This is a genomic window from Oryzibacter oryziterrae (assembly GCF_021864535.1).
In the GTDB taxonomy this organism is placed as follows: domain Bacteria; phylum Pseudomonadota; class Alphaproteobacteria; order Rhizobiales; family Pleomorphomonadaceae; genus Pleomorphomonas; species Pleomorphomonas oryziterrae.
In genome coordinates, this window is sequence record NZ_JAKJIC010000015.1 from 75,130 (window position 1) to 90,628 (window position 15,499).

Consider the following 15,499-nt stretch of genomic DNA (forward strand, 5'->3'; position numbering starts at 1 on the left):
CGTTTCCCCTCCCGTGAGCGCCGGAACCGTCGTCCGCCGCCCATGCCCAGTCCATCAAGAAAGGGCGACAGCTCTCGCGCGTGCCTTGATGAAGGCTTCCACCGCGTCCAGGCTATTGTCCATCACAGTCTGCCGTTCCGGCCGTTCCATCAGATCGCCCAGCCACAGAGGCAGGGCCGGATGATCGCCACTGGCCGTCCTGACGGCATCCGGGAATTTGGCCGGATGGGCCGTCGCCAGCGTGATCATCGGGATACCCAGCTTAGCGTTCCTTTCAGCGACCGCAACCCCGGTAGCGCTGTGCGGATCAAGAAGATAGCCACTTTCCCGGCGAACGCGCCCGATGGTCGCAGCCGTGGTCGGCTCGTCGGAGCGATCGGCGGAGAACTCGGCGCGGATGGCGGCGATGCAGTCGTCGGGCAGCGTGAAGGCGCCGGACTGGCCGAGCTGGGCCATCATGCGCCTGACCGCCTCGCCATCGCGGCCGGAGGCCTCGAAAAGCAGGCGCTCGAAGTTGGAGGAGACCTGAATGTCCATGGACGGCGAGATGGTGGGGCTGACGCCCGTCACCTCGTAGCGGCCGGTCTCCAGAGTGCGGGCGAGGATGTCGTTGCGGTTGGTGGCGATGATCAGGCGATCGATCGGCAGGCCCATGCGCTTGGCGACGTAACCGGCGAAGATGTCGCCGAAGTTGCCGGTGGGTACGGTGAAGGACACCTTGCGGTGCGGCGCACCAAGGGCGACGGCAGCGACGAAGTAATAGACCACCTGCGCGGCGATACGGCCCCAGTTGATGGAGTTGACGCCGGTGAGCTTCACCCGGTCGCGGAAGGCGAAGTCGTTGAACATGCCCTTCACGTGGCCCTGGGCGTCGTCGAAGGTGCCTTCGAGGGCGATGCAGTGGACGTTGGCGTCGGCGACCGTCGTCATCTGCCGGCGCTGCACGTCGGAGACGCGACCATGGGGGAAGAGGATGAAGATGTCGGTGTTCTCGCGGCCCTTGAAGGCCTCGATGGCGGCACCGCCCGTGTCGCCCGAGGTGGCGCCGACGATGGTGGCGCGATCCCCCCGCTTGCCGAGCACATGGTCCATCAGGCGGGCGAGCAGCTGCATCGCCACGTCCTTGAAGGCGAGCGTAGGGCCGTGGAAGAGTTCGAGCAGGAAGTGATCGGGCGCCAGTTGCACCAGCGGCGTCACGGCCGGATGGCGGAAGGTGCCGGTATAGGCGCCGTCGATCATCGCCTTGAGTTCGGCGGCGGGAATATCGTCACCGACGAAGGGCGAGATGACCTCGAAGGCGACATCGGCGTAGGATTTGCCGGCGAAGCCCGCGATGGTCTCGTGTGACAGCGTCGGCCAGCTCTCGGGAACGTAGAGGCCGCCATCGCGGGCGAGGCCGGCGAGCACGACATCGGAGAAGGACAGAACGGGCGCGTTGCCGCGTGTGCTGACGTATTTCACCTTGGAACTTCCTGAGATTTGTCTTTCCGCGGCCCTACCTAACGGGCGCGCAAGACATCCGCAAGCAAAACAGGGGAAAGATCGTGCTTATTCTTTCGCTTTGCCGCATTTGTGATTGCCTCGATCCGGACACATCAAACTGCAACACCGACAGGGTAGGACCCATCGTCGACAGTGCCAAAGTGAAAGGCCGACGCCGTTGAACCCGATCATCCCCGCCTCCGCCTTTCCCCGCATCGGTCTCGCCCTCGGTGGCGGTGGGGCGCGGGGACTTGCCCATGTACATGTGGTGGAGGCGCTCGACGAGCTCGGCCTGAAGGCGGCGGCGGTGACCGGCTGTTCGATCGGCGCCATCATCGGGGCGGGCGTCGCCGCCGGCATGAGCGGGGCGGAGGTCCGCGAGCATGTGCTCTCGGTGCTCGGCAAGCCGGCGGACGTGTGGGCGCGGATCTGGCAGCTGAGGCCGCGCAACTTCTCCGAACTGATCAGCGGCATCCCGCTGTTCGATCCGGAGGCGGTGGTGACGGCCTTCCTGCCGGAGACGATCCCGGCGGCGTTTGCCGATCTGCCGATCCCCTTCGCCACCGTGGCCACGGATTTCTACGGGACTTCGGAACTCGAGATCACCGACGGACCGGTGCGGCGCGCGGTCGCAGCCTCCATCGCGCTGCCGGCGATCTTCCGGCCGGTGGAATATGACGGGCTGACGCTGCTGGACGGCGGGCTGGTCAACCCCCTGCCCTTCGACAAGCTGCCCGAAGCGATCGATCTGGTGGTGGCCTGCGACGTGGTGGGCACGCCGGTGCGGCCGGACAAGCGGTCGGTTCCCAATGCACGCGAGGCATTGTTCGGGGCGAGCCAGGTACTGATGCAGTCGCTGATCACCGAAAAGCTGAAATCGCGCCATCCGGACGTGCTGGTGCGCCCGCCGGTGAGCGACATCCGCGTGCTCGATTTCATGAAGGCGCGGGAGATCCTGGAGGCAACGGCGTCGGTCAAGGACGAGGTGAAGCGCGGCATCGACGCGGTACTGACCGGCTGGGACGTGGAAGCCTGACCGGCAGGGCCGGCCATGGCGGCGCATGGAGCGCTGTGACTCCGGGTGACTCCTCCTGACTCCCGATGAACCCGCATGGACCGATGTGCCAGACGGGGTGGGGCCGGGTTTGTGCCAGCTTGCGCCTCGCCTTGGGCGTGATTGCGCGGCCCCGGCCCTGCCTATATAGGCTGAGGGCCAAGCGGGCCGCAGCGCCCTTGCCTTGATTCCCGCAGCTTTCACCAAGTGAGCCCTCCCGTGACCCAGGTTCGCCACACCGCTCCGACGACGGACGGCAGCCCCTATGCTTTGCATTTCCGCCGGACGCTGAAGCTCGCCTGGCCGATCATCATCTCGCGGACCGGGCTGGCACTGCTGTTTGCGGTCGACACCTTCATCACCGGGCAAGTGAGTGCCGATGAGCTGGCGGGCCTGGCGGTGGGCTCGGCGCCGATGTTCACGGTCATGCTGGTCTGCCTCGGTGCAATGCAGTCGACCGTGGTGCTGTCGGCGCAGGCGCTGGGGTCGCACCGGTTGAAGGACGTGGGCGACATCTTCCGCGCCTCGATCGTCAACGCGGTGGTGCTGGGCCTGATCGCCGGGCTGATGTCGCTGTGGGCCTATCCCTTCTTTCTGGCGACCGGCCAGAGCGAAGCGGTGGCGACGCTCAGCGCCAAGGTGTCCTTCCACTTTGCCTGGGGCCTGCCGGGCCTCATGATGTTCCTCGTCGGCAATCTGGTGCTGGAATCCACCGAACGGCCGCAGGTGGGCATGGTGGTGATGGTGGTGGCCAATCTGGCCAACCTGGCTCTCGACGGCATCTTCGTACTGGGCTGGTTCAACCCGGCCGGTCCGGGCGGCGCGGTGGCGGCCATGGCGACGACGTCAATCGTACGCTGGGGCATGGCAATCGCGACGCTGTCGGCGCTGTTCGTAATGGCGCGGCGGGCGGGCGATCCGCACGGGGTGATCGGCAGCCCGAAGCTGTGGCTGCAAAGCCTGGTGACGCTGGGCGGCGCCAACGGCAAGGCGATCCGGCGCATGGGGCTGCCCATGGGGCTGGGACAGGGCGTCGAGAGCGCAGCTTTCGCGACGATGACGCTGCTGGCGGGCGCGCTGGGCGCCACCGCGGTTGCTGCCTATCAGGCGACCATGACGGTGATGTCGCTGGTCTACATGAACTCGGTGGGCACGGGCGGCGCCACCTCGATCCGCGTCGGCAATGCGGTGGGCCGGCGTTTTCCGATCGACCTGCATCGGGCCGGATGGAGCGGCATCCTGCTGGGCGGCCTGCTCTCGGGCGCCTGGGGCGTGCTGATGATCATCTTTCACGAGCCGTTGGGACGGGTGATGGTGGAAGATCCCGCGACCGCCGCCATCGCCTCCACCACCATGCTGATGGCCGGCTTCTTCGTGGCCTTCGATTCCATGATGGGCGTGAGCATGGGCGCGCTGCGCGGGCTTGGCGACGTGTGGGTCCCGCTGATCCTGCAGTCGGCGGCCTTCTGGCTGGTGTCGGTTCCCATGGGCTGGCTGATGGCGCTGCACTTCGGCTGGGGCGCCAGCGGGCTCTATGTGGGCATTGGTGCCGGCATCGCCGCTTCGCTGCTTCTTTTGGTGCCGCGCTTCAAGATTGCAGCAAAAAACACCTCGTCCCGGTGGAATTCTTGATTTTTCTGCAATCCTGCCCAGATTCCGCTTCGATCGGTGGCAAAAGGATTCCCTCATGCGGCCGATAGGCTTATGCGTAAAGCGGGTTTGGATCGTATTTGGGGACTGGGCATGCCGACCATTGCACTTGTTGACGACGACCGGAACATCCTGACGTCCGTTTCCATCGCCCTGGAATCGGAGGGGTATCGGGTCGAGACCTACACGGACGGTGCGTCCGCGCTGGACGGCCTGGCCAAGTCGCCGCCCGACATGGCGATCCTCGACATCAAGATGCCGCGCATGGACGGGATGGAGCTGCTGCGCCGCCTGCGCCAGAAGACCGACATGCCCGTGATCTTCCTCACCTCCAAGGATGACGAGATCGACGAACTGTTCGGCCTGAAGATGGGCGCCGACGATTTCATCCACAAGCCATTCTCCCAGCGCCTGCTGGTAGAGCGCGTCAAGGCGGTGCTGCGCCGCGCCGCGCCGCGCGACGGCACGCCGGTGACCAAGTCGAGCGATGCCAACCGCAACATCGAGCGCGGCCATCTGGTCATGGACCAGGAGCGCCATACCTGCACCTGGAAGGGGCAGAATGTGGTGCTGACGGTGACCGAGTTCCTGATCCTGTTCGCGTTGGCGCAGCGGCCCGGCGTGGTCAAGAGCCGCAACGCACTGATGGACGCGGCCTATGACGATCAGGTCTATGTGGACGATCGCACCATCGACAGCCACATCAAGCGGCTGCGCAAGAAGTTCAAGGCGATCGACGACGACTTCGAGATGATCGAAACGCTCTACGGCGTCGGCTATCGCTTCAAGGAGGCGTGAGGACTTTCCTCACGCTCGTCCCGGCATGGATGCGCGCAGCGATACGGGCCTGAACAGCCGCTCGCAGACCCTTCTGCGTCTCACCCGCGTGATCCTGCGCCGGGTGCGACGTTTCCTGCCCGGCGCCGCCTTCACCAGCCTGACCCGGCGCATCCTGATCCTCAATCTGGCGGCGCTGGTGGCACTGGTCGTCGGCATCCTCTACCTGAACCAGTTCCGGGCCGGCCTGATCGACGCGCGCGTCGAAAGCCTGCTGACCCAGGGCGAGATCATGGCCGGCGCCATTGCCGCGTCGGCGACGGTGGACACCAATGCCATTGCCATCGATCCCGAACGCCTGCTGCAGATGCAGGCGGGCCAGGAATCGGCCGAGGCGGATACAGCCGGAAATCTCGACTTTCCGATCAATCCCGAGCGGGTGGCGCCGCTGCTGAGGCGTCTCATCACGCCGACCCGCACGCGGGCGCGCATCTACGACCGCGACGGCGTGCAGATCCTCGATTCCAAATTCCTCTATTCGCGCGGCCAGGTGCTGCGCTTCGACCTGCCGCAGGTGGCGCCTGAAGAGCCCAATGTGATCGAGCGGGCGATCAATGCGGTGAGCTTCTGGATCCGGCGGGCCGACCTGCCCGTCTATCGCGAGCTGGGCGCCTCGGACGGCAAGGGCTATCCGGAGGTGGATACGGCGCTGAAGGGCTCGCCCGGCACGGTGGTGCGCGTCAACGAACAGGGCGAGATGATCGTCTCGGTGGCGGTGCCGGTGCAGCGCTACGGCGTGGTGGTGGGCAGCCTCTTGCTGTCGACGGAGGGCGGCGACATCGACGCCATCGTCTCGGCCGAGCGCTGGGGCATTTTCCGCGTGTTCCTGGTGGCGGCCATCGTGACCTCGACGCTGTCGGTGCTGCTGGCCGGCACGATTGCAGCGCCGCTGCGCCGGCTCGCTTCGGCGGCGGATCGGGTGCGCCGCGGCGTCAAGCAGCGCGAGGAAATCCCCTCCTTCGACCGGCAGGACGAGATCGGCAATCTCGCCCGCTCCTTCCGCGACATGACCAACGCGCTCTATACGCGCATGGACGCGATCGAGAGCTTTGCCGCCGACGTGGCGCATGAACTCAAGAACCCGCTGACCTCCCTGCGCTCGGCGGTGGAGACGCTGCCGCTGGCCAAGACCGACAACAGCCGGGGCCGGCTGCTGGAGATCATCCAGCATGACGTCAAACGGCTCGACCGGCTGATCACCGACATTTCCGACGCCTCGCGCCTCGATGCGGAACTGGCGCGCGAGGATTCCAAGCTGGTGGATCTCGGCCAGCTGCTCAATTCGGTGGTGTCCATGTCGCGGGAGACCGGGCGGCACCAGGACATCGGCATCAACCTCAAGATCACGCTCGGGCCGGAGAAGGCGCCGCTCAACGTGCTCGGCCATGACAGCCGGCTCGGCCAGGTGATCAACAACCTCATCGACAATGCCAAGTCCTTCTCGCCGGCCGGTGCCTCGGTGGACGTGACGGCCCGGCGGGTCGGGGGCATGGTGGAGATCGTGGTCGACGACCACGGGCCGGGCATCCGGGCCGAAAAGATCGAGCGCATCTTCGAGCGCTTCTACACCGACCGGCCGGAGAGTGAGGGCTTCGGCAACAATTCGGGTCTCGGCCTGTCGATCTCCCGGCAGATCGTGGAGGCCCATCGCGGCACGATCACCGCGCTCAACCGCATGGATGACAGCCAGGATCCCGCGACGGTGACCGGTGCCCGCTTCGTGGTGCTGCTGCCGGAAGAAAAGCGATGACCGCCCGCCAAACCGTACATGCGACCGCGCTGGTGGTGGGCGAGCGCGGCCTGCTGCTGCGCGGTCCGTCCGGATCGGGCAAATCCTCGCTGGCGCTGGCGTTGATCGAGGCCGAGCGCAGTGCCGGCCGATTTGCCATGCTGGTGGCCGACGACCGGCTGTTTCTGGACGCGGCGAACGGGCGCCTGATCGCGCGGGTGCCGTCGACGATCGCCGGATTGGCCGAACGCTATGGACAAGGGCTGGAGCCGCACCCACATATTGCCGCGGCGGTGATCCATCTGGTTGGCGACTTCGTGGAGCCGGCGCAATATGCGCGCATGCCCGAAACGGAAGCGCTGACCTGCCGCCTGGAAGGGGTTGAAATCAGGCGGCAACCGCTGCCGGCGCGGCGGATAGAGGAAGCCATGCGGCTGGTGCAAGCCGCCCTTCGCAGGGCATGAATGCCTGCAGGATATGTCTGAATTTCATCATTGTTGTGGCGAAAATTTGCGTTGCCTACTTGAAACATTGGCCTGACTGGTGAAGATGTGCCCATTCCGCACGGGAGCGGTTTCACGATGGCGTATGGCAAAATGCCCGCAAAACACTGCAATGGGACACCGGCATGATCGGTTTGATTCTGGTGACCCATGGCCGGCTGGCCGATGAGTTTCGACTGGCGCTTGAGCATGTGGTCGGGCCGCAGTCCGATTTCGAGACCGTTTGCATCGGTCCCGAGGACGACATGGAGCAGCGCCGTGCCGACATCATCGCGGCGGTAAACCGGGTGAACACCGGCAAGGGCGTGATCCTGCTGACCGACATGTTCGGCGGTACGCCGTCCAATCTGGCCATCTCGGTGATGGACATTGGCGATGTCGAGGTGATCGCCGGCGTCAACCTTCCCATGCTGGTCAAACTCGCGTCGGTGCGCAAGGAGCGCAGCCTCGTCGAGACCGTCACCGAGGCCCGCGACGCCGGGCGCAAGTATATTTCCGTTGCCAGCCAGGTACTTGCCGGATCATGACCGACGACATGCTTGACGATGCCCTCTTCCGCGAACTTCCGATCCTGAACAAGAAGGGCCTGCATGCGCGGGCCTCGGCGAAGTTCGTGCAATGCGTGGAACGCTTCGAGGCGGATGTGCAGGTGTCGAAAGACGGGCAGACGGTGAACGGCTCGTCGATCATGGGGCTGATGATGCTGGCGGCCGGCATCGGCACCTCGATCGAGGTGCGGGCAAGCGGCACCGACGCCCAGGCCGTCATCGACGCGCTGGCGGCCCTGGTGGGCGATCGCTTCGGCGAAGGCGAGTGATACCATTTCGCCCAGGATGCTGACGCATCAGCTCAATGCCGGAAGTTCGAATTTCTCATTTGCATCAGAGGCATGAGAAGTTCGAAAGCGGAACATCACACGACACGGCACACTGCGGGACAAGGCGAACGAACAGCGGGGAATGGCCGGCAATCTCGCGCTGGCGATGGAACGAACGGAACCTAACCCTTTGTATTCCTGCAAGATATATCGCTTGTCATGGTCCGCGAAGGCGGACCGTCCACGCAGTCATTGCAAAAATGTCCGAAGGTCCTTGCCAGCAATCAGGGAGACGCAAACCCCGTCGACGCAGCGCAGTCCATCACCACAACGCCAAAAGTTGCCATCTACATCTTTGTTTTGACTGCATGGATGGTCCGCCTTCGCGGACCATGACAAGCTGCCTGGCAAAGGCATGTGGCTCATTGTCGTGTACTGCGGCGGACCATCAAGAGTTATCTTCAAAACCTCTTGATAGGATCAGCGGCGGCCGAACAGACGCTCGATATCACTGAGTTTCAGCTCGACGAAGGTGGGACGGCCGTGGTTGCACTGGCCGGACGCCGGGGTTGCTTCCATTTCTCGCAGCAGGGCATCCATTTCCTCGACCCGCAGGCGGCGGCCGGCGCGCACCGAGCCGTGGCAGGCCATGGTGGCGGCGATGTGGTCGAGCTTTTCGCGGAGACGTGTGGCCTGATCCCATTCGGCGAGGTCGTCGGCGAGATCGCGCAGAAGGGCGGAGACGTCGGTCTTGCCGAGCAGTGCGGGGATCTCGCGAATGGCGACGGCGCCGGGGCCGAAACTCTCGACCATGAGGCCGATCTCGGAGAGTTCGCCGGCCCGCTCCAGCAGGCGGTCGACGTCCTCCTCGGCCATGTCGACGATCTCGGGGATCAGCAGCATCTGTGTCTCGACGCCCTTGGCCATCTCGGCCTTGAGACGCTCGTAGACAAGGCGCTCATGGGCGGCGTGCTGGTCGACGATGACGAGGCCGGTCTCGGTCTGGGCGACGATATAGGTCTCGTGGATCTGGGCGCGCGGGGCACCGAGCGGGCGGGACAGCGCCTCGGCGGCGACGTCGGCCAGGCCGGCGCGGGCGTCGGCTGAGACGGCCTCGCGGACCACGTCGAAGCTGGCCTGCGCCGCCTCGGCAAAGCCGGAGGCGGGCGCGAAATCGCGGGCGGTCTCGTCAGGCGCTTCGTAAATCGGCCGCTCGGGCGCGGTGCGCCAGTCGAAGGCCATGGGGCGGCTGCCGTAGCTCGGCGACGGGCGGGCGGCATAGGTGGGCGCCGGGCGGGCGGCCATTTCGGTGAGCACGTCGAGCGTGGCGGAACTGTGGGTCGAGGCGGTCTGGTGGCCGGCGTCCTGATGGGCGCGGCGCAGGGCACCGACGAGCAGGCCACGCACCAGGCCGGGATCGCGGAAGCGCACGTCGGCCTTGGTGGGATGGACGTTGACGTCGACCTCATGCGGGTCGAGATCGACGAAGAGGACGACGGCGGGGAAGCGGTCGCGCGCCATGACGTCGGAATAGCCGGCGCGGATGGCGCCCATCAGCAGCTTGTCGCGCACCGGGCGGCCGTTGACGAACAGGAACTGGTTGAGGGCGTTGGCCTTCTGCAAGGTGCCGAGGCCGGCAAGGCCCGACAGACGCACGCCCTCGCGGCTGACGTCGATGTCGATGGAGTTTTCGGCGAAATCCTTGCCCATCACCTGCAGGGCGCGGGCGCGGAAATCGCCCTCCCCTACGGCGGCATAGTCGAGCGGTGAGCGGTCGGAACCGGCGAGCGTGAAGCGGACGGAGGGATGGGCGAGCGCGAGGCGCTTGATGACATCGGTGATCGCGCCGGCCTCGGCCCGTTCGGTCTTGAGGAACTTGAGGCGGGCCGGCGTAGCGAAGAACAGGTTGCGCACCTCGACGCGGGTGCCGCCGCTGAGGCCGACCGGCTCGATGTCGCCGCGATCGCCGCCGGAGACGGTGAGCGCCCAGCCGTGCGCTTCGGCGGCGTGACGGGTCTCGATGCGCAGTTCGGCGACCGAGCCGATGGACGGCAGCGCCTCGCCGCGGAAACCGAGGGTGCGGATGTCCAGGAGGTCGGTCTCGTCGAGCTTGGAGGTGCAATGGCGCTCGATGGCCAGCTCCAGATCCTCGGCGCGCATGCCCGAGCCGTTGTCGGTGACGCGCAGCAGCGTCTTGCCGCCGCCGGCGGTGACGATCTCGATGCGATCGGCGCCGGCGTCGATGGCGTTCTCGACCAGTTCCTTGGCGACGCTGGCCGGCCGTTCGATCACTTCGCCGGCGGCGATGCGATTGATGGTGACGGGCGAGAGCTGGCGGATGACGGTCATTGGCTTTCGGGGCGCTTTCGGGGAGGCGATTCCGGACGTTGAAACCCGATGAATAGACCAATCGCCGGCGACAGGCGAGACAGCTTGCCGTGATCATTGTGGATCGCGCCGATTTATGTCAATAATATTGACCTATTGAAGGAGCCGACGCCATGACCGATACACCGCTTGCCATCCGAGCTGCCGAGGCGGCGCCGCGCCTCAAGCCGTCCAACTATCCGGAACCCTTCTTCTCGCGCATGGGCAAGCGGGAAAAGAGGCAGCTGGGCGATCTGTTCGGCTTGAAGAACTTCGGCGTCAACCTCACGCGGCTGGCGGCGGGGGGCGAATCGGCGCTCATGCACCGGCACAGCCGGCAGGACGAGTTCGTCTATATCCTGGAGGGGCACCCGACGCTGGTGACGGACGCGGGCGAGGTGCAGCTCGAGCCGGGCATGTGCGCGGGCTTCGCAGCGGCTGGATTGGCCCATCAGCTGGTCAACCGGACGGCAGCGGATGTTGTCTATCTGGAGATCGGCGACCGGACGCCCGGGGATAGTGCCGACTATCCGGTCGATGACATTGCCGCCGCCCTCGGGGGCGACGGCAAGTGGATCTTCACCCACAAGGACGGGACGGCCTACTGACGCCGTCCGGACCGTTCAGCGATCAGGCGGCGACGGCGCGATCGCCGAAGTTGGCGCGCGCGATGTCGTTGGCGAGACGATCGATCTCTTCGAGCGCTTCGCCACGCGCCTTGCCCTTGATCATCACAGGCTCGAGCCAGGTGGCGTTGAGGCGCGGCAGCTGGCCCATGATCGACGCCGGCAGGTCGCCATCCCAACCGAAGGAGCCCATCACCGCGGCAAAGCGGGTCTTGGGCGCCAGGAGGTTGATGAGGACGGCCGCGCCGGTGACGCTGGGATGCGGGTTGGACAGCACGGTGGGCGAGGCAAAGACCACCGTCGAGGCGTCGATCAGGTGCATGGCGAACTCGCCGCTGTCGAACTCGACCACGTTGACGGGCTTGGCGTTGAGGCCGCGCATCTGCAGGGCATCGACCAGGTGATCGACCATGGCCGCCGTGCTCTCATACATGGAGACGAAGGGGATCAGCACCGTGGGGCGCACGGCGTCAGAGGTCCAGTCGGCGTAGAGCCCGGTGATGAAGGCCGGGCGATTGTGCACCGGGCCGTGGCTCGGCGCGATATAGGTGGGCTTGAGGGGAAGCAGGCGCTCCAGTGCCGCCTTGGAGTGAGCCCGGTAGGGCATCATGATCTCGGCGTAATAGCGCTTGGCGGCCAGGGCGGCGGCCGGCTCGTCGACGGCGAAGAGCTCGGTGGTGGTGAGATGCGCGCCCATGAAATCGCAGGTGAAGACGATGCCGGCCTCGGGCACGTGGGTGATCATGGTGTCGGGCCAGTGCACCCAGGGGGTGAGCATGAAGTTCAGCGTCTTGTCGCCGAGCGACAGGCTCTGACCGTCGCTGACGCCGATGAAGGCGTCGCGCTCGACCGGCAGCGTATCCATGATGAAGCGGCGGCACTTGGCGTTGGTGACCACCTTGGCTTCGGGATAATGCTGCAGGATCAGGGGAATGGAGCCGGAATGATCCTGTTCGGCGTGATTGGCGACGACATAGTCGAGCTTTTCGATGCCGAGCGCCTTGAGCGCGGCAATCAGGGACTCGCCCTTGACCGGCAGGACGGTGTCGATCAAGGCCGTCTTCTCGCTGCCTATGACAAGATAGGCGTTGTAGGTGGTGCCGTCGGGCAGCGGGACCAGTTCGTCGAACAGCTTGCGGTCCCAATGCAGGGCGCGCAGGGAATAGACCCCGTTGGTGATTTGGGCGGCGATCATCTGTTGTCTCCGTGAGGCGGCAGGTGGGAGGTCCATCCTGCCGGGTAGCGGCGCGCCGCCGAATGACGGCGCAGCCTTGGAACGAACGTTCCGAGGGCCCAAGCGCCGGGACACGATCCTCACCCCCATTCGGGCCCAGCACGGCGCAAGTGTCCTGAACATGAGGACTAGGCGCACCATTCCGGCGGCACAAGTCCGAAGAAACTCTGAGTTCTGCATGTTTTGCCGGGCAAGGGCTTCTCAAATCCGGCGTTTCCGGGCTCTTGACGGGCCGCGCCATGCGCCCTATCCCGTTGTTCCCATGCAAAACGTGAACCTGATCCCCGGCCTTTCGGCCATCGCCGCCAACTACGATGGCATCATCTGCGACGTGTGGGGCGTGCTGCACAATGGCGTGATCGGCTATGAAGCCGCCGCCGTGGCGCTCGCCCGCTTCAAGGCCGAAGGCAAGGCCGTCGTGCTGCTCACCAACGCGCCGCGCCCGGCCGCGGACGTGGCCACCATCATCAAGCGCTTCGGCATCGAAGCGGAGTCCTATGACGCCATCGTCACCTCGGGCGATGTGTGCCGGACGCTGCTGTCGCGCGAGCCCAAGAAGAAGGCCTTTCACCTCGGCCCGAGCCGCGATCTCGGCCTGTTCGAGGGGCTGGACCTGACGCTCGTCGACGAGGAAGAGGCCGAGTATGTGGTGGTCACCGGCCTCTTCGACGACGACACGGAGACGGCGGAAGACTATCGCAGCATGCTGACCCGCTTCGCCTTCCGGGGGCTGACGCTCTATTGCGCCAACCCGGACGTGGTGGTGGAGCGAGGCCATCGGCTGGTTTATTGCGCCGGCGCGCTGGCCCAGCTCTATGACGAGCTCGGCGGCAAGGTGGTGACGGTGGGCAAGCCGTACAAGCCGGTCTATGACGCGGCGCTGGAGACTCTGGCGACGGTGGCCGGCGGTGCCGTGCCGATCCGCCGGGTGCTCGCCATCGGCGACGCGCTGCCGACGGACGTGAAAGGCGCCTGGGGCCAGGGCATCGACGTGCTGATGGTGACGGCGGGCATTCACGCCGCCGATTTCGGCGATCCGGACCGGCCCGACCTTGGCCTGCTCGCCAAGCGTCTCGCCGTCGAGGGCCTGACGATCCAGGCCGCCATTCCGCGACTGGCCTGGTGAGACGGACCGATCAGGCGGGCTTGCCCGCCTGACCGCGCATGACCGTGAGGCAGGCGGCGACAATCAGCACCGTTCCGGCGAGGGTCCACAGCGTGGGGATCTCGTTGAAGAAGACGATGCCGAAGGCGGATGCCCAGAGAAAACCGGTGAACTCAAGCGGCGCCAGCACATTGGCGCCGGCGCGGGCATAGGCGCGGGTGAACATCAGATGCCCGAGCGTGCCGAGCGCGCCCGACAGCACAAGCCAGAGACTGTCGACCGCCGACGGCAAGGTGAAACGGGCGATGCCGAAGGGCAGCGCAAAGAGCGTGATCATGATGTTCTGTGCGATGATCATGGTCAGCACCGGATCGCGGGCGCTGTCGCGACGGATCAGAATGGTGCCGGTGGCGTAGGTGACCGACGCGGCAATGGCCGTGGCATAGCCGATCAGCGGCCCGGTCTCGGCGCCGGAGAACCGCCCGCCCATCATCACGACAATCCCGAGGAAGCCGACAACGGTGGCGGCAAGCGCGCGCGGGGAGATCGGCTCACCGAGCAGCAGCGCCGAGCCGAACACCAGGAAGAAGGGCGCCGTGAAGGTGAGCGCCACGGTCTGGGCCAACGGCAGATATTGCAAGGTGATGAAGAACAGCGTGGCCGTCGCCAGCATGCACAGGCTGCGCAAGGCGGCCCGCTTCAGCGCCGCCACCGACGGCCAGACGCTGCGGTCGCCGATCAGCGCCAGAAGCGAGAAGGCGAGCCCGGTCAAATAGCGCATGAACACGACGAACAGCACCGGCACCGCAATGCTGGCCTGTTTGACGATGGCGTCCATGGCCGAGAAAATGGCGATGGCCAGAAGAGCAAGGCCAATGGCCTTGCGGGCGGCGGATTGGGTCACGGAAGCACCAGACGGTAGGCAAACTCCCAGCCATCGGTGGCGTCGGCAAGGTAGCGGACCACCGGCTGACGCGTGAAGCCGAGCTTTTCGTAGAAGCGGTGGCCGCTCAGGAAGCGGGTGTCGGTCCACAGCTTGAGCGTGGTGCCACCATGGGCGCGCGCGAAGGCGAGGCCCTCGGCGTAGAGCGCATGGGCGAGACCGCTGCCGCGCATGGCGCTGTCCACATAGACCTTGTTGATCTCGAAGACGCCGTCGCCGTCCTTGCAGGAAATGGCGAAGGAGCCGACCAGCAGGCCGTCCTGCTCGGCGACGAAGAATTCGCCATTGCGGTGGCGATAGTGGGAGGCGACGGCGGCCAGTTCGGGAAACTCGGCCAGCACGAAGGGGCAGCCGGGATATTCGCCGAAGACGCGTGCAATCAAGGCGGCCACCGCCGGGCCGTCGCTGTCGGCGCCGGGCCGGATCGCGGGGGGATCAATGGGCATGACTGTCACTGGGCCGGGGCGGCCGGAGCTGGCGCGGGAGCTGCTGGCGCGGGTGTCGCAGGCTCAGCGGGGACCGGGGCGACGGGAGCCGGGGCGGCCGGCTTCGGCGCCAGCGAGGCCGTGATGGTGAAGGGCAGCTCGAAATTGCCCGACTTGGTGGAGTTCTTGTCGTGCAGCGTCGTCACCAGCACATAATCGCCGGGTTTCAGGCCCTTGAAGCGATAGACGATGAAGACCTGGAATTCCTTGTTGCGTCGGCGCGACGTCATGTCGAGCGAGGCAAACCCGGCCTGCGAATGCAGGATCTGGCCCTTGGGCGTGCGCAACTCGAAATCGGCACTGAAGTCGATCTTGAACAGATCGTCCTGCTTGCCGAAGCCGTAGCCGAAGGGCTCGGCATAGACGAGCATGGGCTCGTCGGGAGCGAAGAGCGAGTTGGGACGCGAATCATAGATGCCGAAGCCGGCCGGCCGGTCGGTGACGAAAAGCGCTTCGGAGAAGGACAGCGGCGCAGCGTCCCAGGCCTGGTTGAAGGCGTCCTCGATTGCCGCAAGTGCCTGGATGGGCCGGCCGGCGGCCAGCTCGCTCTCGGCGGTGGTGGCGTCGTCCAGGATCGGACCGGCGACAGCGGCGGAGGAGCACAGGACGGTTGCGAGAGCAAGCGAGCGGAGGACGCCTACCGGAAACATTGCGCCTAATCCTTCAT

15 protein-coding genes are annotated in these 15,499 nt (G+C 65.9%); 9 read left to right on the forward strand and 6 right to left on the reverse strand.

All coding sequences use genetic code 11. The annotated features are described in order from the left end of the window. Positions 1-54: 54 nt before the first annotated feature. Positions 55-1,461 carry a threonine synthase gene (gene thrC / locus L2I41_RS15935; protein ID WP_237154568.1) on the reverse strand — a complete coding sequence of 469 codons (1,407 nt, stop codon included), beginning with the start codon at positions 1,459-1,461 and terminating at the stop codon, positions 55-57. A 199-nt stretch (positions 1,462-1,660) separates the two neighbouring features. On the opposite strand from thrC, the gene L2I41_RS15940 reads away from it, so the two are divergent. From L2I41_RS15940 to L2I41_RS15970, 7 genes are all read left to right on the forward strand, one after another. Then, complete coding sequence (locus tag L2I41_RS15940) at positions 1,661-2,518, forward strand: patatin-like phospholipase family protein (protein WP_237154569.1); 858 nt, start codon at positions 1,661-1,663, stop codon at positions 2,516-2,518. A gap of 237 nt (positions 2,519-2,755) precedes the next feature. Further along, positions 2,756-4,168 (forward strand): MATE family efflux transporter, encoded by a 1,413-nt coding sequence (locus L2I41_RS15945; RefSeq protein WP_237154570.1) that lies wholly within the window; start codon positions 2,756-2,758, stop codon positions 4,166-4,168. A 111-nt stretch (positions 4,169-4,279) separates the two neighbouring features. After that, positions 4,280-4,984, forward strand: a complete 705-nt coding sequence (locus L2I41_RS15950; protein ID WP_237154571.1) for a response regulator transcription factor — start codon at positions 4,280-4,282, stop codon at positions 4,982-4,984. Between the two features lie 25 nt (positions 4,985-5,009). Continuing rightward, on the forward strand, positions 5,010-6,773 hold the full coding sequence (locus L2I41_RS15955; RefSeq protein WP_237154572.1) for a sensor histidine kinase: 1,764 nt from the start codon (positions 5,010-5,012) through the stop codon (positions 6,771-6,773). Next, positions 6,770-7,216 carry an HPr kinase/phosphorylase gene (locus L2I41_RS15960; protein ID WP_237154573.1) on the forward strand — a complete coding sequence of 149 codons (447 nt, stop codon included), beginning with the start codon at positions 6,770-6,772 and terminating at the stop codon, positions 7,214-7,216. Before L2I41_RS15955 ends, L2I41_RS15960 begins: the two co-directional genes overlap by 4 nt. 164 nt (positions 7,217-7,380) lie before the next feature. After that, positions 7,381-7,782, forward strand: a complete 402-nt coding sequence (locus L2I41_RS15965; protein ID WP_237154574.1) for a PTS sugar transporter subunit IIA — start codon at positions 7,381-7,383, stop codon at positions 7,780-7,782. Continuing rightward, a complete protein-coding gene (locus tag L2I41_RS15970; RefSeq protein ID WP_237154575.1) occupies positions 7,779-8,072 on the forward strand; it encodes an HPr family phosphocarrier protein in 294 nt (97 codons plus the stop codon). The genes L2I41_RS15965 and L2I41_RS15970 overlap by 4 nt, the downstream gene beginning before the upstream one ends. A gap of 480 nt (positions 8,073-8,552) precedes the next feature. Here the strand turns inward: L2I41_RS15970 and mutL are convergent, their stop codons facing one another. Continuing rightward, entirely contained in the window at positions 8,553-10,421 is a 1,869-nt protein-coding gene (mutL, locus tag L2I41_RS15975) for a DNA mismatch repair endonuclease MutL (protein WP_237154576.1), read from the reverse strand. Positions 10,422-10,573: 152 nt separating this feature from the next. On the opposite strand from mutL, the gene L2I41_RS15980 reads away from it, so the two are divergent. After that, complete coding sequence (locus L2I41_RS15980) at positions 10,574-11,047, forward strand: cupin domain-containing protein (protein ID WP_237154577.1); 474 nt, start codon at positions 10,574-10,576, stop codon at positions 11,045-11,047. A 22-nt stretch (positions 11,048-11,069) separates the two neighbouring features. Here the strand turns inward: L2I41_RS15980 and L2I41_RS15985 are convergent, their stop codons facing one another. Next, a complete protein-coding gene (locus L2I41_RS15985) occupies positions 11,070-12,260 on the reverse strand; it encodes an FprA family A-type flavoprotein (protein WP_237154578.1) in 1,191 nt (396 codons plus the stop codon). A 301-nt stretch (positions 12,261-12,561) separates the two neighbouring features. On the opposite strand from L2I41_RS15985, the gene L2I41_RS15990 reads away from it, so the two are divergent. Next, entirely contained in the window at positions 12,562-13,425 is an 864-nt protein-coding gene (locus L2I41_RS15990; RefSeq protein WP_237154579.1) for a TIGR01459 family HAD-type hydrolase, read from the forward strand. A gap of 10 nt (positions 13,426-13,435) precedes the next feature. On the opposite strand, the gene L2I41_RS15995 is transcribed toward L2I41_RS15990, so the two are convergent. Genes L2I41_RS15995 through L2I41_RS16005 form a run of 3 tightly spaced genes read right to left on the reverse strand, consistent with a single transcriptional unit; the run spans position 13,436 to position 15,482 of the window. After that, positions 13,436-14,308 carry a DMT family transporter gene (locus tag L2I41_RS15995; protein ID WP_237154580.1) on the reverse strand — a complete coding sequence of 291 codons (873 nt, stop codon included), beginning with the start codon at positions 14,306-14,308 and terminating at the stop codon, positions 13,436-13,438. Next, the gene (locus tag L2I41_RS16000) at positions 14,305-14,793 is read right to left on the reverse strand and encodes a GNAT family N-acetyltransferase (RefSeq protein ID WP_237154581.1); all 489 of its coding nucleotides are present in this window, start codon (positions 14,791-14,793) and stop codon (positions 14,305-14,307) included. The genes L2I41_RS15995 and L2I41_RS16000 overlap by 4 nt, the downstream gene beginning before the upstream one ends. A gap of 5 nt (positions 14,794-14,798) precedes the next feature. Continuing rightward, the gene (locus tag L2I41_RS16005; RefSeq protein WP_237154582.1) at positions 14,799-15,482 is read right to left on the reverse strand and encodes a hypothetical protein; all 684 of its coding nucleotides are present in this window, start codon (positions 15,480-15,482) and stop codon (positions 14,799-14,801) included. Between the last annotated feature and the right edge of the window lie 17 nt (positions 15,483-15,499).